Consider the following 22,539-nt stretch of genomic DNA (forward strand, 5'->3'; position numbering starts at 1 on the left):
GTCATCCTTCGTCTAGCTCCACGCGGAGCACGGTTTCGATCCGGCCATCGGGGCCGGGCTTGTTCAGGTTGGGATCCGCCATCGGGTCGATGGCGTCGAGATTGATCGTGATGCCCTCAATAGGAGGCAGGCCCGCCAACTCCAGCTCCTCGAAGGTTTCCGGCGCACTCCCATGGCCCAGGGTCCACTCGCACCGAAACGTGAAGCGGTACAACACCCGGCCACGGTCGATCAGCAGCAGCTGGCCGCCGTCGTACATGACGCGTTCGTAGTCGTCGGACGGCTTCCAGCCGGCCAGCGCGCGCAGCAGCTCGGCGCGGATGTCATGCAGTGGATCGGCGACGGACTGACCACGCTCGTCGCCCGTCTTGAGCGCCACCACCACGTCGAACTCGTCGACGATGGCCTGGCGGATGCCGGTCTGCTCGGCGTTGTCACCGGGATCGTCGGCCGTCATCACGACATAGGCGGCCGGCATCGACAGCAGCGCGCTGTCGCGCACCACTTCGAACTCCAAGCCACCGGCCACGCGGCCGCCAAACGTCGGCGCGTAACGGCGTAGCTGGTCGATTACCGGGGAGAGTTTCATGGCAAGAAAAAGCCCCGCGCGCGGCGGGGCTGGTGAGAGGTTGTGGCGTTGTCACTTCACCCGCAGACCAGCCGCGAGCGCAGCACTCAAGAGATTCCGCACCGGCCCCGCCTGGGCTTCCAAGGCATCCGCCATGTAGTTGGCACGGGGCTGGACGCGGTACGGGCCGCTGGACTGGGCCTTGTGGTCCTTTCGCCTGGTCGCACCCCTGCGGACGCCGTAATACAGATAGGCGAAGTAGGGATCGCTCGCCGGCACGTCCTTGCCGGTCTTTGGCTCGATGCGCACCAGAAAGCCGGATCGGCTGACCTTGGCCCGGATGGACTTGGCCAGGCGCCCCGTCCGCCTGGACGGGTAGCCGCCCCCTTTGGATGCGCCCTGCTTCGTCACGCGGCCACGGGCATCTTTCACGACCAGGGCGCCCGCTTGGCGCATGGCGCGCCGAATCTGCTTCTTGTCGAAGTCGATCGAGCGATCAAATCCCTCGAAGCCTTCGACGTGCACATAAAAGCCGGACTTAGCCATGGCGCAGCTCCTCCACCTCGATCATGGTGAAGCGCTTGGCGCCGTTCATATGGGCCGCGCGCTTGACCCGGTAGACCGCGTCACCGTGTACGACTTCGTGCGCGTCGGTGAGCCCATCGAGGTAGCGGACGATCACGCGATGCGTGACGGCCGAGTCGGTGGCGGCGCTTTCCATGTACGTCGCCGCGCTGACGGGCACGACCTTGGCCCAGCGCGGCATCGTGGCCGGAAAGGTCTGCTCCACGTCGACGACGCCGACCGGCAGATCCAGCCGCCGGCGGATCTGCACCCGCCGATCCAGCTCCCCTGCGCCGGGCTCCCGCAAAATGGTGACTTCACTGAGCATCGCCCCTCCTAGAGCCCAATGCCGCAGCGGTAATCCGCCAGCAGCCAGTCGTACATGTTGAAATCGGACTCGGACAAGGTGGTGGCCGACACCTCGCGCTTGGCATACAGCTCGGCGAACAGCATGAGGATCGCCAGGCAGATGTCCTCGGGCACGGTCGCGAAGCCCACATCGAACTCGATCTGGAAGCCGGATCCCGCCGGCCACGCCTTGACGGGCCGCACCAGCAGCCCGCGCGCGACCTCCTCGGTGCGGTACGCCAGCAGCGGCACGGTCTGCCGCGCGCCGCTGGCGTCGAGATACGAGACCGACGTGACCGTCGCGGGCCCGTAGCCGCGCACCAGGATCTCGCCGAGCTGCTCGTCATCGTCGAGCAGCGCCCGATATTGCTGTGCACGCAGCGGCCGACGCAGGTAGGTTTCGGTCGCCCGCCGAACACCCGCGAGCCGAGCCTGCAGGTTGGGATCAGCGTCGATGCCGTCGATCCTCGCCTGCTCCATGGCCTGCGCCAGCGAGACCGGCTCGTCGGCAGGCTCCGTCACGGTCTCGTAACGCATGGTCAGCCCTGGGCGATCGACTCGGCGTAGGCGACCGCCTCTTTCGCGGTGTCGACCACGCCGGCCTTCTCTGCCGCGAGAGCGACGGCCTTGGGCAGCGTCACCACCTGATTGGGCGCACCGTGCTCGCAGTCCACCAGCACGCGTGCCTTGACGGGCACCGCAGCCCTGTCCGCCTTCTTGGCTGCAGCCTCCGCTGCAGCAGCCTGCTCCGCGGCGATGCGCGCCGCCTCGGCGCCGTTATCCTCGACACCGCCCACGGTACCGCCGTTGTCTTCGTTGGTTAGATCGCTCATTGCGACTCCTAAAGCTGGGTTGGTAGGGACGGCCCAGCCGGGCCATCCAGCGCGATCGCCTCGGCTTAGGTGGCCGAGTTCTGGTAGGCCTTGACGGCCAACAGGTCCATCAGGTTGCCGCCGCTGCGCGCCCAGGCCAGGAAGCCAACTTGACCTTTCGACGCATAGGCAGAATCGGCAAAGCGGAACAGCGTCACCTCGAGCGCGTCGCGGATCATGTACTTGTCGTGCTGGCCGTACGAGATCGATTTCGCGTTCGCCGCCATCGCGGGTACGTGGCTATTGAGGGTCACAGGCTTGCCGAGCAGCTCGTCGGGCGCGCCCTTGGTGATGCCGCCCTCGTAACCGGGCGTCCAGATCGGGCGACCGTTGGCGTCCTTGAGCTTGCGCACCACCTTGCGGGTGCTCTGCGCGAACATCCAGCGGGCGCCGGCCTGGTACGCCTCGTCGACCGACTCCTGCAGGTCAACCAGGTCATCGAAGCCCACCGAGGTGGTGCTGCCCGTGGCGCCGGTCTTGCCCACCGCGGCCGCCGTGATCAGGCCCGTCGGCTCGCCGGTGCCGGTACCCACCGTGAACTTGCGGTTGGCCGCGCGCGAGATGCGGGTGGCCATGCGATTGAACGCCAGCGACTCGATATTCAGCGTGCTGTCCTGCAGCAGCTGGATCGGCACCGTGATGATCTTGGAGCCGAACATGTACACGTTGAGCGGTCGCGTGCCGAAGGAAATGTCGGCCGTGCCCGCCTGGGTGTTCTCGGGGACGATTTCGCCTTCCTCGGTGGTGCCGTCCGTGGTCGGAAAGCCCATCGGGTTGCCGGTAGCCGTGCGGATGGTCTCCGCCACATCGCGCATGCCACCATAAGCCGACATCGCATCGATGAAGCGGGTTGCCACGTCGGTTTGCACGGTGTAGCCACCTTCGGCGGGCGTGGTGGTGGACATGGTGTTGCGCACCAGCTGCCATTCGTCAGACGTCAGCGCGGTCGGACCATTGCGCAGCCACTTGTCGAAGAGCGCACGTGCCTTGGCGGTTTGCGGGTCGACCGCCGCTGCCGGCGGCGCAGCACCGCCACGGCCGGGCTCTTGGCCGGTGATCTCGTTAAAGGCGTTGTCGGCCTCGATGTCCAGCAGCCGCTGGTGGTTCTCGATCTCGGCATTCACGGCCTCGATCTGCGCCAGCAGGTCATCGTATTTCTTCTGGTCATCGGTGGACCATTTGGCGTCGCCCTTGCTGGCCAGGATGTTGCGAGCGTCGCGGGCCAGTGCCGCTTTCTTCTCGCGCAGTGCTTGGATCATGTGTTCTCCAGAGATGGAAATGAAAAAGCCCGCCGTGGTTTCCCAGGGCGGGCGGTTTGGCAACGCGAGAGGCGTTACGCGGCTTCGAGCAACCGAAGTCGCCGCGCGTTGCTGGCGGCGATCTCGGCAAGGTCCGGCTCGTTGGCCGGCGGCGCAGTGAGCGCTGCCGGTGCGTTCTGGTAGGCGGCGAGGTTCCATGCCTTGGCGTCGCCGCCCGACTTCGCCGCGGGCACGACGCGGTCGACGAAGCCATGTTCTTTGGCCTCATCGGCGGTGAACCACGTTTCGGCGGCCATCCACGCGACGATCTGGGCCTCGTCTTTGCCCGTCTTGCGCTTGTAGTCGGCCACGATGGTGCCGTCGACCTTATCGAGCAGCGCAGCCATTTCCGTCATGGACGCCTTGTTGCCGATGGCCACCGCCCAGGCGTTGTGGATCATGAAGAACGCGCCCTCGCTGATCTCGACCTCGCTGGCGGCCAGGGCAACGTAGGTGGCCGCGCTGGCGGCGATCCCGTCGATGTGCGCGATGACCTTGCCCGGATAGTTGGCGATCGCGGTGGCCATGGCGCGCCCGTCCATCACATCGCCGCCGGGCGAATTGATGCGCAGATGCACCACGTCGGCCGTCATGGCGGCCAGCGCCTTGGCGAACCCATCAGCGGGCACGCCCCAGTCGCCGATCACGTCGTACAGATACAGCGTGTCGCCCTCGGCGCGAATGCCTGGGCCGGCTTTGGCTTCGTTACGCAGCAGCTGACTAAGCCGGTTCTTGAGTGCCTTCATTTGGCTTATCTCCGTTGGGTTTCGCCACAGGGGCAAAGAGCTTGTCGCCACCCACGATGGGCGGCATGTTCTCGATCGCGCGGACTTCGTTCGGCACCATCCAGCCTGGTGATTGCGTACCACCGAGCGCGGTCTTAAAGAATTCGGCACGGCTTTTCTGATCGCCACGGCGCAGGCCATCGACATTGAATTCACCGAAGTACTTGCTGGTGCGGAAGAGCTTGCGATTGACTTCCTGCTCGTTCCGATTGGTGTAGGGCTGCAGGGTGTACATGACGAAGCCGATCCCCTGCTGCTCGATCCCACTGCCCCAGTTGGTGGCCCCTTCCGGATCGCCGACCATAAAGGGCGGCACGCCGAACGAGCGGCAGATGTCGGCGTTGGACATCTTCAGCTGCTCGATGAGCTGCGCGTCGGCCATCGACATCTGGATGGTCTTGAGCGTCACGCCCTCGGTGAGCACCATGGGCGCCCCGACGTTCTGGTAGCCGCGATACTTGCGCTCAAACTCGCTGCGCATCATTTCGCGCTTGTCCGGATCCATCTTCTTGTCGGTCTGAAAGAAGAATGGCGTGTGCAGCCCCTGACTCATGAACCGCCCACGGAATTCGTCCGTGGTCAGGTTGAAACCGATTTGCTGCTTGGCCGCGTACTGGATCACCGAGAGACTTCGGCGCCCGTCAAAGCCGAAGCCGGGGAAATGCAGCACGTCGTCCTGGTCGTAGCCGCGGCGCACGCCCAGATCCTGCACGTAGTACGCGAGCCGGTCTCCCTTGCGCTCGACCAGCACATCAGCCGGATGATGCGGCACGACCTGAACCGGCGTGCCGGCGCTGTTGCGCCGCAGGGTGGCGAAGCCGTCCCCGTGGAACAGAATCGACTTGATGATGTACTCCCAGAACGTCGCGGCCGAGAAGCGCGGCGTGGGCTGCTCGTTGAAGAGCCACCACAGCGGCGTCTCCCATCGCTGCCGCCCGCCGCCGGCGGTGCGCTCGTAAAAATGCAGAGGCAGGGACGCCATGGCGCCGGCAATGAGCCGCGTGCAGGCGAACACCATCGCCACGCGCGCGGCCGTGTCTTCGGTCACGGCCTTACCCGCCGCCGAGGGTTGCCCGCCGCCGCCAAAGTACTCCATGAGCGTCGGGTCCGACGATTGAACGATGACCGACTGATTGTGAAAGGTCGGCTCCACCCGCCCCGCCGGCGGCTCGTCGGCCGGCGGGGAATCTGACGCCACGCTGGCGCCGCGCAAAAAGTCAAAGAAGCCCATATCAGTCCAAGGTGGCGTAGCCGCTCTCAATTTCGTTGGATTCCGTCACACCGACGAGTCGGCCGACAGCCATCACGCCGGCCACGATGCCGTCGATGCGCCCGGTCGCGCGCTGCTTTGACAACTTCCGGTTGCCCGCCGGGTCTTCCTCGGTGACCGCATTCGCGGCGTTCCATGTCATCACCGGATTCCCGTCGTGCGCCAGCAGCTGGTCGAGCAGAAGCCGCTCGAACTCGTCGACAGCCGGCCCCATGTCTTTGAAGCCCTGCCCGAACTTGTAGAACGGCGGCAGGCTCAGCCCCTCCTGCTCGATGAGCGCCTCGTAATCCTCGACACGCCACCGATCCGCCGCGATCTCGCGCAGATCGAACATCGCACTGACCTCGGCGAGCCGGCGCAGCACAAACAGCTTGTTGATGGCGCGGCCCGGCACCGCCTCTAGATACCCAGCATCCCGCCAGGCCAGATACGGCACGCGATCGCGCTCGGCCTTTTCGTGGAGACCATCACCCGGAAGCCAGAAGTACGGGATGATCCGCGCGATCGGGTCATCGTCGGTCGGGTCCAGCGCCACGACGAGCGAGGTCAAATCCTGCGTGCTGGAGAGGTCCAGTCCGGCGACGCCGGAGCGACCGTAGAGCGACGCAAGCGTCGGCGGCGGCTTGGGCTGGCAGGCAAACCACAGATCGGCACCAATCCACGGCGAAGCGGCCTCCGTCCATTCACAGAAGCAAAGGCGCCGCACGGTCGCCTCTTTGGACGGCATGCCGCGCGCCTGCGTCACCTGTTCGCGCAGGTACTTCATGCCCGGGATGCCATACGCGAGGCTGGGATTGGCTTTGCCCCAGCACGCCTCATCCTTGAACGGATCGTCGCCCTCATCGAGCGCACAGATGAACGCGAAGAAGCTGTCGTCGGACAACGAGCCGGCACTGACCTTGGCGCCGTAGTCGTGGTAATCCCAGCACACCGTGCGCTTGTCGGTGCCGCTATTGGTGATCATGAAGATCAGCGCCTGGCGCCGACTCTTCGTGCCGGCCCGCAGCATTTCGACGACGTGCGGACCCTTGTGTTCGTGCACCTCGTCGAGCAGCGCGATATGCGGGCGCGGCCCCGACTGGCCATCGTCGGCGCTGACCGGCCGGAAGAATGACGACGTGGGCAGATACGAGAGGTTGAATTCCCGCATGGCGCCGCCGGACTTTTCGATCCGACTGGCCAGGAGCGGCGACTGGTCGACCATGGCCACCGCATCGCGGAACAGGATCTGCGCCTGGTCCTTTTTCGTCGCCGCCGCGTAGATCTCGGCGCGCGATTCACCATCGGAGGTCAGCCCATAGAGCCCGATGCCAGCGGCCAGCGGTGACTTGCCGCTGCCCTTTGCCGTTTCGACGTAGGCGACGCGGAAACGCCGGTAACCATCGGACCCCTTCCAGCCAAACAGCGAGCCGATGATGAACGCTTGCCACGGCTGTACGTCGAACGGCTTGCCTTCGTAATCGCCACCGTTCAGGCAGAGTACATCCTCGAAGAAGCCGATGGCGCGCTGGGCCGCGGCGAGATCCCACACCAGCCCGCGAGCCGGCCCCTCCACCAGGTCGCGCAAATGCCGCGAGCACGCGGCGCGCACATGCGGCCCAGCCAGGATCTCACCGGCCACGACCGCATGCGCGTATGCGGTCGTGCGGTCATCATCCACCGAAGTACTTGCTGGCTTTTTCCCTTTCGTCACCACGGAACAACTCCCCTTGGCCGCCCGCCGGCAGCTGCACGCGCGCACGCGCCGAAGGGTTGAGGCCGAACAACGCGCCGGAGGAGCGCATGCGCTCTTCCGCTCGGTTGGCGATCTGCATCCAGACGCTGATTTGCTTGTAGCCGCTCGGCGTGGACTCGATGTAGCCCGCGTCCCGCTTCGCCGACTTGCCGCGCGCGCTGTTCTTCACCTCTTGGATCATGCCGCGGGCGTGCTTCCAGTCGGCATACGCCTGGCAGTACACGGCCAGCTCGCCCTGGTCGAGCTTGTTGATGAGGCCGAGCATGTAGAGGTCCGGCGCCAGCTCGTCCCACACTTCGCGCGCCGCATCGTCGAGCACCTCGGGACATTCGGGCGCATCCGCCACCAGTTCCCACTGCACGCCGGACTGCGTGATTTCGCTCAGCGGTTTTTTGCTTCGGTTGCCCTGGATCAGATGCACCGTCGCGGGCAACGCCTTGCGCCCGGAGTTTGAATTTCCAGCCATCGCTACCTCCCCTGTTTGCTATACCCCCCTCCCATATTTCCCGGTCGTACAAAGAAAGGGAGGCACGCGGTGTGGAAGGGGCGGCGCCAAAAGTTTTTTACCCCCCCACCCCCTCGGGAGGCACCAAAACGGGGCCTAGCCCCCTCGGTTCCAGTGGTGATTGCCGTCCAGCGGCAGGCCGTCGACACCGCAGCCCCGCAGCGTCCCGCTCTTCTCCAGCTGCTGCTTCGCGCCGTCATGACAGGGCTTGCACAGCGACTGCAGGTTCCGCTCGTCGTAGAACAACTGTTCGTCGCCACGATGCGGCGTCTTGTGGTCGACGATGGTGGCCAACGATCGGCGCCCAACCTGCGCGCAGAACGCACACCACGGGTGATCTTTCAATTGGTGGTGCCGGAGCCGAAACCATTGCTTGGTGCCGTACATGCGGCGCCAGTCTTTACGCTCCATGAACACCCCAAAAAGATTGGGCCGGTCGCAACCATGCACGACCGGCCCAACGAAAAGGCCCGCTTTCGGCGGGCCAAGGAGACACCACGACAACAGTGCGCCTGCGTGCTTACCGTTCGGAGCCCCCACTCGCCCGGAAAGCAAAAAGCCCGACCAGGTAAGAACCGGATCGGGCTTGTTTCGCTGCACGCACTGAAACCACAGCGTAGCCGAAATCTACCTAAGGAATCTCACGATTTCAAGAGCAGGTGCAAGGGTGGGTCCTTAACCCTCGGATTCTTAATGAAAAATTCGAGCGCTTTGAAAACCAGCAAATGCACGCGAAATGCCTTGGCGCGGCTCATGCCGAGTTCTTCCGCAGCGAGCCGCACGGGCATGCGCTCAATGTAGACCTTGCCGGCCAACTGGAACCACTCCAGCGGCATCTTGCGCAGCGCCTCGTGCGTGAGGTCGCACACCGGCTCCGACACCGGCACGTAGGCGCGCACCGGCATGGAACGGATCTCCTCAAGGGTGAGACAGCTTGCGCCATAGCCGTTGCGCTGGCCACCGCTCGACGCCCACTCGCCCCACGACTCCAGCCGCTCCACCACCCATGCCGGTGGCTCGTTGCCCGTACCCGATTCTGCGCGCTTTACCATCATGCCCTGCTCCAGTTTGCTCGCTTGCTCGGCGGCGGCGCGACGAGCGTTGCCAGCCTCCCGCGAGGCAGCGGCAGCGGCGGCACGCTCGCCACCTTGGCCGCGTGCACCGCCTCGTTTGCAGCGTGATTCAACCGCGCCAACTCACGCCTCCTTGCCACCTCCGCTGCGTGGACCGGCTCCCAGCCGTCCAGCTGCGCCTGCGTGATCAGCCAGCTGAGATAGCGCCACGGCGCGCGGATGCCGCCGGTCGCACACTCGCCCCGCCACTCGTCCAAAACAAGCTGGCCGAGCTTCGCGCCTAGCGGGCGCAGCCTTCGTGCAAGGTAGGCCCGCTGCTGGCCCGTCATGTCCACCGGCCACGCCAGATGCGCCTGCCACCGAACGAGGGACCTAGCCCCCTTCTCTGATTTCGGGGCCGCAGGCCCTTTCCCACCGCGCTTTGCCGGCTCGTGGCGTTCCTCTGAGAGCCGCTGCGCTTCTGACCCGGCCTGTGTTTCGCCGCCTTGGGTTTTATCGTCCTCTCGCACCGTAGGTGCGTGAGGGTCGATGGCCTTTCCATCCCTTTCGCGCCGTAGGCGAGAAGGGGTAGGGGAAGAGGCTTTTAATCCGGACTCCGGATGTGGGGCGGCTTTCGCGGTTCGGGCTGTTTTCCCGACAGCCTGTTTTCCCTTGTCCTGACTGGCTTGGCTGGCACCTGCCGGGTATGGCGAACCCTTGGCGGCTTTTTTTTGCGCGCAATTATCCGTGTCAGCGAGGAGGCAACGCAGGACCAGCTCACGATGGCCGCCCTCCTTTCGCACCAGGCCAAGGTTCACCAGCTGGTCCACGAGACGGCGAATCTGATCCCGGCTATACGCGAAGAAACGCACGCCAGGCCGCGCAAGGCGCTCGGTCCATTCCTTGATTGCCTGGTAGGAGATCGCGACAGTACGGCCCACCACACCCGTGCGGTAGTCCATGCGCGGGCGAATCCCCATGACGTAGACATTGACGGCATCCGCGCCGGCGCCGGCGAGAGCCTGCAACTCGGCGATAGTGAGCTTGATTGAAGTAGCAGACATGATGAGGTCTTACTGGCGGACTTGCGCCGCCATGGCATTGTTTGCCGCGGCTAGCGGCTTGTCGAAATCGCACAGGTCGTCCCACACGAGCGCAAGATCTGCGCTGCCGTCGTAGGTGGCGACCCAATGCTGCATGGCCTTGTCGACGCGCAACTGCGCCTCGTAGTCGGCATGCCGGATGCTGATGAGACGAAAGACGCGGCCACGACCATGCTTGATCGCAAAGACGCCGAAAGGCTCGCCACCCTTGAGGATGCGCTTTCTGATGCGCGCAAAGACAGAGAGCAACTCGCGCCGCGTGAGAGGCTTGCGCTTGCGCAACAGCGCACGCTGGCGCCCGGCCTGCGCCGAGGACAGCGAGGCCGGCAACAGATCAACCCGGGTCATTCGTCGCGCGCCCCCGGCTGCTGGACCTGCGCGGCCTCGACAGCCGTTGTCAGTTGCACCACCGCTTGCATGACGTCAAACGCCTCTTTCTTGATGCGCTCGCACTCCTTCGCATCAATGACGCCATCGCTCGCGTCTTCCATGACCACGGCCACCAACTCCGCGAATTCTTTCGAGAGGACGCCGACTTTTCGGATGATGTCCTGCGTTGCCGTAGGCCCTGCGGGAATGTCAACCGCCACCATGCCGTGCCGCAGATTCATCGCTTGCAACGGGGCGAACGGCCGCAGTACGTTGGCCTCCTGGCACAACTCCATGATGAGGCTGAATTCCTCGGCAGTGAGGAAATGAGAATAGATGTTCGGCCGCAGCTTGTTGCGCAGGACCGAAGGATCCACGTGCTTGTCCATGCGCCGACCCAGCGCCACCGCCAATCCCTCGACGCTGCCGGGGTAGCGGCGCGCCAAGTTGTACATCGACTCCAATGGATCGATGTCGGAATACTCGTAAGTCACGGTAACCCCCCGCAAAATTGATCGTGTCGCTTAAGCAGCACAATCGGATACTCTTCGTCAAAGCGCGGCGCTACGACCGCGCGCTCAGGAAGAAAACGTGTTCCAACCCAAGCCCAAATTTCTTCGCCGTTTGAATACCGTCGAGAGGCGGCGGAGTACCCCTCGACGTCATTCGGCGCGCTTCCGCGTCGCGCATGGTGCGGCCCTTAGCTTGCCAATAGCCTCAGCCATTCCTCGACAGGAATGAGCCAGAGCCGCGGCTCGACATAGAAAAGCTCTGGCCAGGCTCGCGGCCAATCGGCCCGTAAATCCTTGCGCGTGACCCGCCCCTCCGCGTGTCGCTCAATCAACACACACAGTTCGCACTTGAATCTCCCGCCCGCGCTAATCGCTTTGCGCAGGTAGCCCTCAGAGGTTCCCAGCGCGTTACAGAAGGCAGCGCGCTGCGCCCTATCGAGGCTGTTCAGGTAGGCCAGTAGCTTGTCCATGACGCCGGATATTACCATATTGTAATTTCCGAACAACACTCTTTGGTGTTTTACCTTAAAGTAATTGGTAGGGATAATTGTGGCCTATGACCATCGTTGACATCCGGCGCCAGCGCCTTCAACTCCTGATCTCGCAGAAGTACGGCACCCAGGCTGAATTCATCCGGCAGACCGGCATGAATCAGGGGGAAATTTCCGGCCTTTCGCGCGGCAGCAAGAGCTTTGGCGAGAAGAAGGCGCGACGTATTGAGGAGTTGGCGCACATCCCTCCCGGCTGGCTCGATCAGGCAACCGGGAGCGGAGACTTGCCGCTTTTTGGAAGTGCGGACTCTCCGGCAGACGCTTACAATTTCCCTTCTCTCGGGAACAACTTCGAAACCGGACCTGACATGAGGTCCCGGGCATACCCCGAGATATCATGGGTACAAGCGGGGATGTGGACAGAAATCGCGGATAACTTTGAACCTGCTACTGCGCAGGCCTATCACTACTGCCATAAGGATCTCGGGCCGCAAGGCTTCGTTTTGAGAGTCAAGGGCTACTCAATGACAGCGCCGGCGGGTCAGTCGCCGTCGTTCCCGGAAGGCATGCTGCTCTTCGTCAATCCGGACGTCGAAGCACAGCCTGGCAAGTTCGTCATCGTGCGCCGGAACGGCAACGAGGCAACGTTCAAAAAGCTGACCCTGGTCGACGGGGAGCTCTTTCTCGAGGCCCTCAATCCGGAGTGGCCCAACCGCTTTTTGCGCCTGCAAAAGGACGATCACATTTGTGGCGTCATCATGACCGCCACACTTGAGCTGTAACTCGCAGGGCACACCGTCCCTTAAGCGGCCCGCATTAGCCGCCCAGTAGAGCCGGCCGCGGAGCACCGCTTTTCACCTCAAAACGGACCTGACCAAGGGAGCTGGCCAATACCGTCTGCGCTTGGAGAATGCCTCCAGGACGTCGCACGGGCGAAAATATTACCAAACGGTGTTGACCTGTAATATTACTACTTGGTAATCTCGCCATCGACGGCACCGGCAGGTGCCCCTCGATGGAGAGTTCATGACCCGAAGGAATCGCCTCAAGACCGTGACCGCCCGCCGCGGCTTTCATGGTGGCCTACATTGGCTTACCCACGCCGCCCTGGCGGTGGCCGTCTACGCAGTCCATGCCTGCGCTCTTGAACACGACGAGCGCGCACCCACAGCCGTCAAGAGCGCTCCCAGCGCGGCTTAGGCACATGCCGCCGCTGCCTTTCTCAAAAGTCGCCCTGCTGAAGGAGTTTCGCCGCCTCAAGTGGAGCGGCGTCCCCGAGGAGGCGCTCGAACACACCCCTACCCGCCTCGCCCTGATCGCGTCTGTGAAGACGCGCCTGCGGGCCGAGGCCACGAAGCGCAGCGCCGCTCGCCGGCGCACGCGACCCGCCGACGACTTCAAGCGCCGCCAGGCCAACGACCTCGATTGAAGGACCCACCATGCTGATCGGACTCACCGGCCGCGGTGCCGGCCGGGCTTTCGCCGCCGACTATCTGGCGCGCACGCACGCCTTTGTCGCCGCCCCCTCTGTAACTGACGCTCTCGTCGACGAACTCAGCGCCCACCACGTCCTGGTGTTGGATCTCGCCGGCCCCGAAGACGCCCAAGAGTTGCGCGTGCGCGGCGGCATCGTCGTGCACCTGGTCGACCCGGCTCTGCCGAACTTCGGCCCTGACAACGGCATTGAGCTGCGACCCATCGACCGCGAAATCAACGCCGCGCTCGACATCTGCCGGGCTTGCGATGCGCTCGACGCGCTGGTCGGCGACGCTGAATTCATGGAGGGCTGAACCATGCGCAAATCCCGCAACAAGCCCTATCGACCTCGCCAGCTCCGCGTGCCGATGACAGCGGAGAACACGGCCAAGCTCGAACTGCAGTGGTACGTCCACCTGGACGGCTTTCTGCGCACGCCAACAGCCGATGGTTACAACACCGTGGTGACCATGGTTGCCACCACGGAACGCGCTGTTCACGCCCAGGGAATCGCCGAGTTTGATCCCTACATCCGCTCAGTCAAGCGCGCGCTTTGCAGCATCGTGGATCGCTGCGCCGATGGGACGGACGTCAACATCACCCAGCAGGAACGCGCCACGCTCGCTGCGGGCGCGTCATTCATCGAGGCAGCCATCAAACGCTGCCGCTACGACACGTTTGTCATGGCCCGCGCCGAGACCGCCGCAGAGCGCAGACGCCTCGGCGTGCATCTCACCACCGCCTGACCCCGCCGCCGCAAGAGGATTCCATGTCCACACACCTTCGCAATATCACCCTGCTGTCGACATTCGGCGCTGCTATTTCCGAGCGCCTTGCCAAGTCCATCGTGCCGCTGCACGACCTGCCCGATCACGAACTGGCGCGCCGCCTGGTGGAGAGCATTGGCCACAGCGACGCCGTCGATGTTGGCTTGTTCGCCATGCTCCTGCACAGCCGCGGGATGGATCGCAAAGCGCTAGCCACGCACGCGGTAGCGCCGCTGCTCAATGTCATCCGAAGCGAGATCGCCCAGCTCGAGCGCGCCGAGCTGGAGGAGCGCATTGCGCAGCCTTACGGCTACTGGCTCGACGGCGAGTGGTACGGCTACCAGCCCGACGAGAAGGAACCGTTGCGCCCCGGAGAAACGCGCACGCTTACCCCGGTCTGGACGCACAACGAAGCCGTAACCTTTGTGGGCGTCCCCGTCGACGGCCGCGATGACGTGGAACCGATGCCAGCCACCACCGAAGATGCCGCCCTGCTTCGCCCCTACCTCAAGGCAGGAGACGCGCAATGAACGCGAAGGCACGCCGCAACGCCGAGAGGTTCGGCACCAGCATTGGCGAGCGCCTTCCGGCCGATCACGGCCTGCGCCTCGCCGCCCCCTCACGCGGCGCTATCCGCTCGATCCGCCCACACACGGATGACCTTGCCGTGGACCAGCTCGCCACCGCCATGAAGGCGAAGCTCGCCGCATGCCGTAGCAAAGGCCGGGCGGGCTGGGACAACCCGCTGGAGTGCTCGGTGGAGCGACTCGCCCAGATGATGGCCGAAGCCGTATGCAAGGGCGACCCCATCGACGTGGCCAACTTCGCCGCGATGCTGCATGCCCGCGCCGCGGCGCACCAGGTCGTTGCCGAGCACGCCGCGCGTGCGCTGCTGCGGGGCAACCGCGAGGCCTGCGCCGAGGATCGCGTCAACGCTTGCCGCTATCAGGCCATCCGCGACCTCGATCACAGCGCCGAGCTGCAGGCCGCACTCCGCATTGGCGGCTCCGCCCTGGACTCCGCCACCGACCAGACCATTACCAACGAAGAGAGCGCACACGCATGACCACGTTTCTGTTTCCCGACGAAGAAGAGAGCCACGCCTACTGGTCGACGCGCGAATTCAAGGCATGGGCCGTGACGCTCACGACCGGCCCGGAGAAGAAGCCCACCGCTCGGCACGTCATGTATGTACGGGCTCGCACAGCTGAGTCAGCCAAGTCCTGCGCGCTCGAAAACAACTTCGCCGTGAAAGGCCGGATTCGCGCGCACGCGCGGCTGGCCACCTGGCGCGAGCTTGGCTGCATGAGGGCCGTCGCATGAACCAAAGGACGCCAAGAGACAGCGGGTGGCGGCATGACCGACCGCTACCAAGCGGATATCCACCCGTATCCGCGATTTACCAATGAAGTGAGTATGGAAGTAACAGCACAACGAATCATCGAATTGACCCCGCCAGGCTTGGCGAATTGGAGCGAAAAGTGAACGTCGTCACCAACATTGAACAAAAGGCAGGCACGGCGCCGGCAGTGGCGCCCAAAACGCAGCGCCTTTACCGCGTCCGCGAGGTGATGGGCCAGCTTAGCATCTCCAAGGCAACGGTCTACCGCATGGTGGCCGCTGGTACACTCCGCCTCGTAAAGATCGGCCCACGCTCGAGCGGCATCACGGCAGAGAGCATCGAGGCGCTCCTGCAGGGGTCGAAAGGCTAGCAGAATGAAGTTGGGTAGCTAGATGGGTAGCCAGAAGACATTTTTCAGAATAATCAACCCGGAAAGCCTTACCCATCATAGAACAAGATAAACCATGAGAATCGCAACCTGGAACGTCAATTCGCTCAAGGTCCGGCTGCCGCAGGTGCTGGACTGGCTGATCGAGCAGGAAAAAGCGGATACCCCCATCGACGCCCTGTGCCTGCAGGAGCTGAAGATGCCGGACGACAAGTATCCGCTGGCCGAACTGGAGAGCGCGGGTTTTCACAGCGTCTTCACCGGCCAGAAGACCTATAACGGCGTGGCGATCCTGGCGCGCAACGTGACCATGGCCACGCCCGCCGACGTGGTGCGCAATATCCCCGGCTTCGAGGACGCCCAGCAGCGCGTGGTGGCCGCGACCTATGGCGACGTGCGCCTGGTGTGCGCGTATTTCCCCAACGGCCAGGCCCCCGACTCCGACAAGTTCACCTACAAGCTGAACTGGCTGCAGGCCATGACCGCATGGCTGCGCGGGGAGATGGCGAAGTACCCGAAGCTTGCGCTGCTGGGCGACTTCAACATCGCGCCCGAGGACCGCGACGTGCACGACCCGGCGAAGTGGGAAGGCCAGAACCTGGTCTCCCCGCCCGAGCGGGAAGCCTTCCGGGCGCTGGAAGCACTCGGCCTGACCGATGCCTTCCGCATGTTCGAGCAGCCGGAAAAGAGCTTTTCCTGGTGGGATTACCGCATGTTCGCCTTCCGCCGCAACGCCGGCTTGCGCATCGACCACATCCTGCTGTCGCCGGCCTTGCGCGAATCGTGCAGCGCCTGCGTGATCGACCGGGTGCCGCGCACCTGGGAGCAGCCGTCCGACCACACGCCGGTGGTGGCCACGCTGGGCTGAGGGGGCAACCCCGGGGCGCCTTTCCGGATAGCGGGGCCGGCGGAAGGATTCAGGCTATCGGGGAAGCCACCGGCTCGCGTGAAGGCGCCCGCGCGGCTACACTTGCGACCATGAAACCGGCCACCTTCCGCCACCGCAATCTTCCCCACCTGCTGCTGCAGGCCCGTGAAACGCTGATGGCGGGCTTCCGGCCCATCCTGCGCCAGCACGGCCTGACCGAGCAGCAATGGCGCGTGGTGCGCACGCTCAACGAGCAAGGCGAGATGGAGCCGAACCAGCTCGCCGATGCCTGCCTCATCCTCAGCCCGAGCCTGACGCGGATGCTGTCGAGCATGGAGGAAGCGGGCCTGATCCTGCGCTCGCGCTCCACCACGGACCAGCGCCGCCAGCAGATCTCGCTGACGGACAAGTGCCGCGCCCTGATCGCCGAGATGGAGCCACTGATCGACCGCCGCTACGAGGAACTCGAACGCATGATCGGCGCCGAGCGGCTGGGCAAGGTCTACGGTGCGATCGACGAACTGCTGGAGAGCTTCAGCGACCAGGACCCGCGCGCATGAGCATCGCGGCCCCGGAGGGAAGGCTGGCACGCCTGCTGCCGGCGTGGCGCCACCGCGTAAGCACCGCCTCCCTGCGCGCCGACCTGGTGGCCGGCCTGCTGGGCGCCGTGCTGGTGCTGCCGCAGGGCGTGGCCTTCGCCACGCTGGCCGGCCTGCCACCGCAGTACGGCATCTACGCGGCGGTCATCCCCTGCATCGTCGCGGCCCTGTTCGGCTCGAGCTGGCACGTGATGTCCGGCCCGACCAACGCCAATTCGCTGGCGCTGTTCGCCATGCTGAGCCCGGTGGCATTTGCCGGCAGCCCGGCGTATATCAATCTCGCCCTGGCCGTGACCATCATGGTTGGCGTCCTGCAGCTGGCCGTGGGCACGCTGCGGCTGGGCACGCTGGCCAACTTCATCTCACCTTCGGTGCTGCTCGGCTTTACCTGCGGCGCGGCGACGCTGATCGGCCTCTATGCACTCAAGGACCTGTTCGGCCTGGCCGTGCCCACGGGCACCAGCGCCTTCGGCGTGGTGCGCTTCCTGTTCGACAACGCCGCCACCATCAACTGGAGCGCGTTCACCGTGGCCATGGTGACGCTGGCCGTCACGGTCGCCGTGAAGCGGGTCTGGCGCCGCCTGCCCTTCATGCTGCTAGGCCTGCTGGCGGGCTACGCGGTCGCGCTGCTGCTCAACATGCCGGACTGGAGCCAGGGCGCGCGCCATGTCAATGTGGTGGGGCCGATCCCGTCGGCAATCCCGTCCTTCCATCTTCCCGGCATCGACTGGCATGCCATCCCCGACCTGCTGGGCATTGCCGCCGCGCTGACCATCGTCGCGCTCGGGCAGTCGATCTCGATCGCCAAGGCGGTGGCACTGCGCTCCGGCCAGCATATCGACGCCAACCGCGAATTCATCGGCCAGGGCTTGTCGAATATCGCCGGCGGCCTGTTCTCCGCCTATATCTCCTGCGGCTCGCTCAACCGCTCGATGCCCAACTACGAGGCCGGCGCCCAAACCCCGCTGGCAGGCGTGTTCTCGGCCTTGCTGCTGGTGGTGCTGGTGAGCGCCAGCGCGCCGCTGCTCGCGCAGATTCCGCTGGCGGCGATCTCCGCCATGCTGCTGCTGGTCGCATGGGGCCTGTTCGATTTCGCCCGCCTGCGGCGCATTGCCAGCCTGAGCCGCGCCGAGTTCGCCATCGCCATCAGTACCTTTGCCGCCACGCTCGCCATCCGCCTGGAAATGGCGGTCCTGCTCGGCACCATCCTGTCGCTGGTGGCCTACCTGTACCGCACCTCGCGGCCCGCCGTGCGCAGCCTGGTGCCTGACGCGGATGATCCCGACCGCCGCTTCACCCCGCTCGACGAACTGCGTCGCCCGCAGCCGGAGTGCCCGCAGCTCAAGCTGCTGCGCATGGAAGGCGCGATCTACTTCGGCGCCGTCCAGTACGTCACCGACAGGTTGCACCATGCGCGCACCGCGCATCCCGGCCAGGTCCACCTGCTGGCCATGACCAAGAGCATGAACTTCATCGACCTTGCTGGCGCCGAGATGTGGGAGAGCGAGCTCACCGAGCGGCGGGCCGCCGGCGGCGACCTGTATTTCCACCGTCCGCGCACGCAGGTGCTACAGACCTGGGACCAGACCGGATTCGCGGCCAAGCTGGGCGAGGAACATATCTTCTCCACCAAGCGGCAGGCCCTGCACACCATCATCGCGCGGCTGGATCCGGCGGTGTGCCGTGAATGCCGCGCGCGCGTCTTCGAAGAATGCGCAAGCCGCCCGGGCGGGTCGCTTACCCAGGGGAGAGCCGGCATGAACCGCGAGGACACACCAGAACCAGCGCGGGAACGCGCAGCTTGACGACGATCGGGGATGGAAAGAGAAACGCCGGAGAGAACCCGGCGCCAGGCGGCTAGAAGCCGCAAACACGTGAAGCGGGCGCCCGGGATCGGACCGATGACCGGCCCGGACTGAAACCCGCTTCAGAGCGGCGCCACATGGGCGCGCTTGACTACCACCGGCTGGGCAGCGCCCTGCTCGATCAGCACCACCGCGGCACGTTCGATGGTCTCGCGCCCGGCGCGGAAAGCCTCTTCCAGCGACAGCACCTGGTCGGCGCTGAAGCCTTCCCACAGCGCCTCGCGCGTCACCACGCAAGTCACCGGTTGGCCATCGACCATGGCGTGAAATAGCAAGCCTTCATTGTTGATATCGTAACGCTCTTGCTCTTGGAATTTGATATCCATCGGTAAAGCCCTCCATTGCAAGTGATAATCCATCCTAACATGGGTCGGCCCGACTCGTCCGCAAAGGCCTACGCTTAGCGCGCCCCCAAGCAAGACTGAAGAGCCCGCGAGGAGTTCCCGTGCCATGCGCGGGCCTCTTTGGCCAGCGTTGCCCGCTCACGTCGCGCCGAATCGATCGCATGAAGGCCGCATGCGGTCCGCACGCAGGAAAAGATCACCAAACATTTGACAAACTCAAAAACGATGATAGAATCTTTTTCTTCGTTGGGGCGTTAGCTCAGTTGGTAGAGCAGCGGACTCTTAATCCGTAGGTCGAGTGTTCGAGTCACTCACGCCCCACCAGCGAATTCAAAAAGCCGGAAGCAGAAATGCTCCCGGCTTTTTTCATTTGTCGATACAACCCGGTGGATCAAACTCGGCGGATACGACTCGGCGGACACCCACCCGGCGGATGCTGCCCGCGTGGTCCGTCCATCCGGTGATGGCCACCCGTATTGATATCGCATCAATGTGACACCTGTCATCGGCACCATCGGCCGCCAGGGCATCCGTGCACGCCATCCTCCCGAAGAGCCATTCCGAAGGGCAAAAAAAAGCCCGCGCATCAGCGCAGGCTCGGGAAGGGTCAGGGGCGTTCGGGGAACGTCCCGGTGACAAGTTTGAATACATTGGAGACATGGCGCTGCCCCACTCGAGTGGGGTCGCGCGCACCCGGCAATCCGGCGTGTGTCGCGCCGCGCCTGCGGCACAGGCTCAGGCCGCCTCGCCCGCGCGCTCGAACAGCGTGCGCGCCAGGCTGCGGTGCCGCGCGAGCACGCGCGGCAACTCGACGCTCAGCAGCTCTCCGCCGCGCACCACGACCCTTCCGTTGATCACACTGGTGGCGACATTGCCGGGCGTGCAGAACACCAGCGCCGCCACCGGATCGTGGCCCGCGCCCGCATAGGCCACCGCATCCATGTCGAAGGACACGAAATCGGCCGACATGCCTGGCGCCAGCGCGCCGATATCGTCGCGGCCCAGTACCCGCGCGCCGCCCAGCGTGGCGATCTCCAGCGCTTCGCGCGCGCCCATGGCCGCCGGCCCGTAGCCTACCCGCTGCAACAGCATCGCCTGGCGCGCCTCGCCCAGCATGTGCGCGCCGTCGTTGGAGGCGCTGCCGTCCACGCCCAGGCCCACCGGCACCCCGGCGTCGCGCATCGCCCGCACCGGGGCAATGCCCGAGGCCAGCCGCATATTGGAGCACGGGCAATGGGCCACGCCGGTGCCGGTCCGCGCGAACAGTGCGATGCCCTCGTCGTCGAGCTTCACGCAGTGCGCGTGCCACACGTCGGCGCCGACCCAGCCGAGCTCCTCGGCGTACTGCGCGGGAGTCAGGCCGAACTTCTCGTGCGAGTAGGCGATGTCGTTGTCGTTCTCGGCCAGATGGGTATGCATCGACACGCCATAGCTGCGCGCCAGCAGCGCCGACTCGCGCATCAGGTCGCGCGAGACGGAAAACGGCGAGCACGGCGCCACCACCACGCGCAGCATGGCGTGGCGCGAGGCATCGTGATATTGCTCGATCAGCCGCCGGCTGTCGGCGAGAATGGCGCGCTCATCCTCCACCACCGAATCGGGCGGCAGGCCACCCTGGCTGCGGCCCACGCTCATCGAGCCGCGCGCGGCATGGAAGCGCATGCCCATCTCGCCCGCGGCGGCGATCGAGTCATCCAGGCGCGCGCCATTGGGGTAGAGGTAGAGATGGTCGCTGGTCGTGGTGCAGCCCGACAGCATCAGCCCGGCCATCGCGGTGCGCGTCGAGACGTCGATCATCTCCGGCGTCAGGTGCGACCAGAGCATGTAGAGATTGCTGAGCCAGGCGAACAGCTCGGCATCCTGCGCCGCCGGTACGGCGCGGGTCAGGCTCTGGTACATGTGGTGGTGCGTGTTGACGAGGCCGGGCGTCACGACGTGGCCACGCATGTCGAGCACCTCGGCGCGCCCCTGGTCGATCAGCTGGCGATACTGCGGCGGCAGGTCCGCGCTGGCGCCCACCCATGCGATCGCCGGGCCTTGCGCCACCAGCGCGCCGTCCGCAATCTCGCGGCGCTGAGCGTCCATGGTGACGAGCACATCGGCGTGGAGCAGGATCAGGGTCATGGCGCAATCTCCGGTTCGGGAACAAGGCAGGCCCGCGCAGTCTACGGCGCGCGCCGCGCCCGGCAAAGCATCGAATTTCGCCCACGCTGTGCGCAAAAAGAGCACAGCGCCGGCCGCGCCCGGGAAGGCACCAGAAAATGCCTGAAGGCGCTAGCGCGCAGCGTCGAACACGGCCGCCAGGCCCGCGCCGATGCAGTCCGCCATCAGGCCGGCTGCCGCGCCGAGCGGATTGCGCGCGCGCGCCACCAGCCGCAAGGTCTGGCGCGGCAGGTTGCCATCGCGCAAGGGCAGCCATGCCAGCGCGCCGCGTGCCCGCTCGTCCAGCACATCGAGCGGGTTGAGCAAGGCGATGCCGGCGCCGAGCATGACCAGGCTGCGCATCAGCGCCGTCGACGTGGTCTCCGTCACCGGCGACACCGCCAGCCCCGCGCGCGCGAAGCCCTCGTCGAGAATGCCGCGCAGCGACATCGACGGCGCCGGCAGGATCACGGGCCAGGCCAGGCATTCGGCCAGTAGCGCCGACGGCTGCGCCGCCAGCGCGTGGCCGGGCTGCACCACCACCCCGATCGGCCAGTCGCTGCCGGCGAGGATGCGGAACGCCGCCACATCCGGCATGTCGTAGCCCAGGCCGAGATCGGCATCGCCACGCTCGACGGCGCCGACGATCTCCGCCACCGGAAGATCGAGCAAGCGCACCAGGATGCCCGGATATTGCTGGCGAAAGCCATGCACCAGCGATGGCATCAGCGAACCGGCCAGGCCCGCCGTGGTGGCAACCGTGACTTCGCCCTGGCGCACGCCCTTGACGGCCTCGATCCGGCTGCGAAGCAGTTCGTGTTCGCGCAGCGTCTGCCTTACGTGCGCCAGCACCATCTCTCCCAGCGGCGTGAGCCGCAGGCGCTTGTTGATGCGTTCGAACAGGGGCGCGCCCAGCTCGGCCTCCAGGTCCAGGATCTGCCGGTTGATCGCGCTTGGCGCCACATGCAGGTGCAGCGCGGCCTGGCGGATCGAGCCGCGGCTCACCACCTCGTCAAGGTAGCGCAGGACTCTGGCGTGCATGCAGGACTCTCCGGTCTGGATCTGGGCGGGAAGGCGGGAACGAGCGCATTGTAGCCGCTGGCCCTCCCGCTCCCCGGCATCGCCGGCAGGGCGCCCCCCCCACTCCGTCGGCGTTGCGCTGACACGTTTGTCGGACAGCGCCCGCATGCCAGGGGCGGCTGCGCACGGGACAATGGCTGCGCATCCCGGCGGCATGGAGTACGCTGCCTTGAAGGATACGGATGCCGGCGCCGGC

30 protein-coding genes and 1 tRNA gene are annotated in these 22,539 nt (G+C 65.3%); 12 read left to right on the plus strand and 19 right to left on the minus strand.

Features of this window, described 5'->3' with window-relative positions; all coding sequences use genetic code 11:
* Nucleotide 1 precedes the first annotated feature (1 nt).
* The 16 genes from AC1DK4_RS06275 to AC1DK4_RS06350 form a co-directional block, all read right to left on the minus strand.
* Nucleotides 2-589, minus strand: coding sequence for a phage tail terminator protein (locus AC1DK4_RS06275; protein ID WP_441616196.1), 588 nt, complete (start codon nt 587-589; stop codon nt 2-4).
* 51 nt (nt 590-640) lie between these two features.
* A complete protein-coding gene (locus AC1DK4_RS06280; protein WP_441616198.1) occupies nt 641-1,114 on the minus strand; it encodes an HK97 gp10 family phage protein in 474 nt (157 codons plus the stop codon).
* Complete coding sequence (locus tag AC1DK4_RS06285) at nt 1,107-1,460, minus strand: phage head closure protein (RefSeq protein ID WP_441616200.1); 354 nt, start codon at nt 1,458-1,460, stop codon at nt 1,107-1,109. Before AC1DK4_RS06285 ends, AC1DK4_RS06280 begins: the two co-directional genes overlap by 8 nt.
* Nucleotides 1,461-1,468: 8 nt before the next feature.
* Nucleotides 1,469-2,017 (minus strand): head-tail connector protein, encoded by a 549-nt coding sequence (locus AC1DK4_RS06290; protein ID WP_441616202.1) that lies wholly within the window; start codon nt 2,015-2,017, stop codon nt 1,469-1,471.
* 2 nt (nt 2,018-2,019) lie between these two features.
* Entirely contained in the window at nt 2,020-2,313 is a 294-nt protein-coding gene (locus AC1DK4_RS06295; protein ID WP_441616204.1) for a hypothetical protein, read from the minus strand.
* A gap of 65 nt (nt 2,314-2,378) precedes the next feature.
* The gene (locus AC1DK4_RS06300; RefSeq protein ID WP_441616206.1) at nt 2,379-3,611 is read right to left on the minus strand and encodes a phage major capsid protein; all 1,233 of its coding nucleotides are present in this window, start codon (nt 3,609-3,611) and stop codon (nt 2,379-2,381) included.
* A gap of 74 nt (nt 3,612-3,685) precedes the next feature.
* Nucleotides 3,686-4,396 (minus strand): head maturation protease, ClpP-related, encoded by a 711-nt coding sequence (locus AC1DK4_RS06305; RefSeq protein WP_441616208.1) that lies wholly within the window; start codon nt 4,394-4,396, stop codon nt 3,686-3,688.
* Nucleotides 4,371-5,666: a phage portal protein gene (locus AC1DK4_RS06310; RefSeq protein WP_441616210.1), complete on the minus strand. Its 1,296-nt coding sequence runs from the start codon at nt 5,664-5,666 to the stop codon at nt 4,371-4,373. Before AC1DK4_RS06310 ends, AC1DK4_RS06305 begins: the two co-directional genes overlap by 26 nt.
* A gap of 1 nt (nt 5,667) precedes the next feature.
* The gene (locus AC1DK4_RS06315) at nt 5,668-7,401 is read right to left on the minus strand and encodes a terminase large subunit (RefSeq protein ID WP_441616212.1); all 1,734 of its coding nucleotides are present in this window, start codon (nt 7,399-7,401) and stop codon (nt 5,668-5,670) included.
* On the minus strand, nt 7,358-7,906 hold the full coding sequence (locus AC1DK4_RS06320; protein ID WP_441616214.1) for a P27 family phage terminase small subunit: 549 nt from the start codon (nt 7,904-7,906) through the stop codon (nt 7,358-7,360). Before AC1DK4_RS06320 ends, AC1DK4_RS06315 begins: the two co-directional genes overlap by 44 nt.
* 135 nt (nt 7,907-8,041) lie before the next feature.
* Complete coding sequence (locus AC1DK4_RS06325) at nt 8,042-8,356, minus strand: HNH endonuclease (protein WP_441616216.1); 315 nt, start codon at nt 8,354-8,356, stop codon at nt 8,042-8,044.
* Between the two features lie 230 nt (nt 8,357-8,586).
* Nucleotides 8,587-9,000 carry a hypothetical protein gene (locus AC1DK4_RS06330; protein WP_441616218.1) on the minus strand — a complete coding sequence of 138 codons (414 nt, stop codon included), beginning with the start codon at nt 8,998-9,000 and terminating at the stop codon, nt 8,587-8,589.
* Nucleotides 8,997-10,061: a hypothetical protein gene (locus tag AC1DK4_RS06335; protein ID WP_441616220.1), complete on the minus strand. Its 1,065-nt coding sequence runs from the start codon at nt 10,059-10,061 to the stop codon at nt 8,997-8,999. Before AC1DK4_RS06335 ends, AC1DK4_RS06330 begins: the two co-directional genes overlap by 4 nt.
* Nucleotides 10,062-10,070: 9 nt before the next feature.
* A complete protein-coding gene (locus AC1DK4_RS06340; protein WP_441616222.1) occupies nt 10,071-10,448 on the minus strand; it encodes a hypothetical protein in 378 nt (125 codons plus the stop codon).
* A complete protein-coding gene (locus tag AC1DK4_RS06345; RefSeq protein WP_477115828.1) occupies nt 10,445-10,963 on the minus strand; it encodes a phage regulatory CII family protein in 519 nt (172 codons plus the stop codon). Before AC1DK4_RS06345 ends, AC1DK4_RS06340 begins: the two co-directional genes overlap by 4 nt.
* 206 nt (nt 10,964-11,169) lie before the next feature.
* The gene (locus tag AC1DK4_RS06350) at nt 11,170-11,451 is read right to left on the minus strand and encodes a Cro/Cl family transcriptional regulator (protein WP_441616226.1); all 282 of its coding nucleotides are present in this window, start codon (nt 11,449-11,451) and stop codon (nt 11,170-11,172) included.
* Between the two features lie 86 nt (nt 11,452-11,537).
* Here AC1DK4_RS06350 and AC1DK4_RS06355 point away from each other — a divergent pair, with 86 nt between their 5' ends.
* The 11 genes from AC1DK4_RS06355 (at nt 11,538) to AC1DK4_RS06405 (ending at nt 18,717) form a co-directional block, all read left to right on the plus strand.
* Nucleotides 11,538-12,254 (plus strand): LexA family protein, encoded by a 717-nt coding sequence (locus tag AC1DK4_RS06355; protein ID WP_441616228.1) that lies wholly within the window; start codon nt 11,538-11,540, stop codon nt 12,252-12,254.
* A 422-nt stretch (nt 12,255-12,676) separates the two neighbouring features.
* On the plus strand, nt 12,677-12,901 hold the full coding sequence (locus AC1DK4_RS06360) for a hypothetical protein (protein WP_441616230.1): 225 nt from the start codon (nt 12,677-12,679) through the stop codon (nt 12,899-12,901).
* A gap of 10 nt (nt 12,902-12,911) precedes the next feature.
* The gene (locus AC1DK4_RS06365) at nt 12,912-13,262 is read left to right on the plus strand and encodes a hypothetical protein (protein ID WP_441616232.1); all 351 of its coding nucleotides are present in this window, start codon (nt 12,912-12,914) and stop codon (nt 13,260-13,262) included.
* A gap of 3 nt (nt 13,263-13,265) precedes the next feature.
* Entirely contained in the window at nt 13,266-13,694 is a 429-nt protein-coding gene (locus AC1DK4_RS06370) for a hypothetical protein (RefSeq protein WP_441616234.1), read from the plus strand.
* 23 nt (nt 13,695-13,717) lie between these two features.
* Nucleotides 13,718-14,245, plus strand: coding sequence for a hypothetical protein (locus AC1DK4_RS06375; RefSeq protein WP_441616236.1), 528 nt, complete (start codon nt 13,718-13,720; stop codon nt 14,243-14,245).
* Complete coding sequence (locus AC1DK4_RS06380; RefSeq protein ID WP_441616238.1) at nt 14,242-14,781, plus strand: hypothetical protein; 540 nt, start codon at nt 14,242-14,244, stop codon at nt 14,779-14,781. The genes AC1DK4_RS06375 and AC1DK4_RS06380 overlap by 4 nt, the downstream gene beginning before the upstream one ends.
* Nucleotides 14,778-15,038 (plus strand): hypothetical protein, encoded by a 261-nt coding sequence (locus tag AC1DK4_RS06385; protein WP_441616240.1) that lies wholly within the window; start codon nt 14,778-14,780, stop codon nt 15,036-15,038. Before AC1DK4_RS06380 ends, AC1DK4_RS06385 begins: the two co-directional genes overlap by 4 nt.
* A 158-nt stretch (nt 15,039-15,196) precedes the next feature.
* The gene (locus AC1DK4_RS06390; RefSeq protein ID WP_441616244.1) at nt 15,197-15,427 is read left to right on the plus strand and encodes a helix-turn-helix transcriptional regulator; all 231 of its coding nucleotides are present in this window, start codon (nt 15,197-15,199) and stop codon (nt 15,425-15,427) included.
* Between the two features lie 94 nt (nt 15,428-15,521).
* The gene (gene xth / locus AC1DK4_RS06395; RefSeq protein ID WP_441616246.1) at nt 15,522-16,313 is read left to right on the plus strand and encodes an exodeoxyribonuclease III; all 792 of its coding nucleotides are present in this window, start codon (nt 15,522-15,524) and stop codon (nt 16,311-16,313) included.
* A gap of 110 nt (nt 16,314-16,423) precedes the next feature.
* Nucleotides 16,424-16,873 carry a homoprotocatechuate degradation operon regulator HpaR gene (gene hpaR / locus AC1DK4_RS06400; RefSeq protein WP_441616248.1) on the plus strand — a complete coding sequence of 150 codons (450 nt, stop codon included), beginning with the start codon at nt 16,424-16,426 and terminating at the stop codon, nt 16,871-16,873.
* Nucleotides 16,870-18,717 carry a SulP family inorganic anion transporter gene (locus tag AC1DK4_RS06405; RefSeq protein ID WP_441616250.1) on the plus strand — a complete coding sequence of 616 codons (1,848 nt, stop codon included), beginning with the start codon at nt 16,870-16,872 and terminating at the stop codon, nt 18,715-18,717. The genes hpaR and AC1DK4_RS06405 overlap by 4 nt, the downstream gene beginning before the upstream one ends.
* Before the next feature lie 122 nt (nt 18,718-18,839).
* On the opposite strand, the gene AC1DK4_RS06410 is transcribed toward AC1DK4_RS06405, so the two are convergent.
* Nucleotides 18,840-19,103, minus strand: coding sequence for a DUF1488 family protein (locus tag AC1DK4_RS06410; RefSeq protein ID WP_441616252.1), 264 nt, complete (start codon nt 19,101-19,103; stop codon nt 18,840-18,842).
* 266 nt (nt 19,104-19,369) lie between these two features.
* Between AC1DK4_RS06410 and AC1DK4_RS06415 the strand changes: the two genes are divergently transcribed.
* Nucleotides 19,370-19,445 (plus strand) — tRNA-Lys (locus AC1DK4_RS06415).
* 411 nt (nt 19,446-19,856) lie between these two features.
* On the opposite strand, the gene AC1DK4_RS06420 is transcribed toward AC1DK4_RS06415, so the two are convergent.
* Both AC1DK4_RS06420 and AC1DK4_RS06425 read right to left on the minus strand, forming a co-directional pair.
* Nucleotides 19,857-21,245, minus strand: coding sequence for an 8-oxoguanine deaminase (locus AC1DK4_RS06420; protein WP_441616254.1), 1,389 nt, complete (start codon nt 21,243-21,245; stop codon nt 19,857-19,859).
* 150 nt (nt 21,246-21,395) lie between these two features.
* Complete coding sequence (locus AC1DK4_RS06425) at nt 21,396-22,304, minus strand: LysR substrate-binding domain-containing protein (RefSeq protein ID WP_441616256.1); 909 nt, start codon at nt 22,302-22,304, stop codon at nt 21,396-21,398.
* Nucleotides 22,305-22,539: the final 235 nt, after the last annotated feature.

It is taken from the genome of Cupriavidus sp. 05N38 (genome assembly GCF_056397345.1).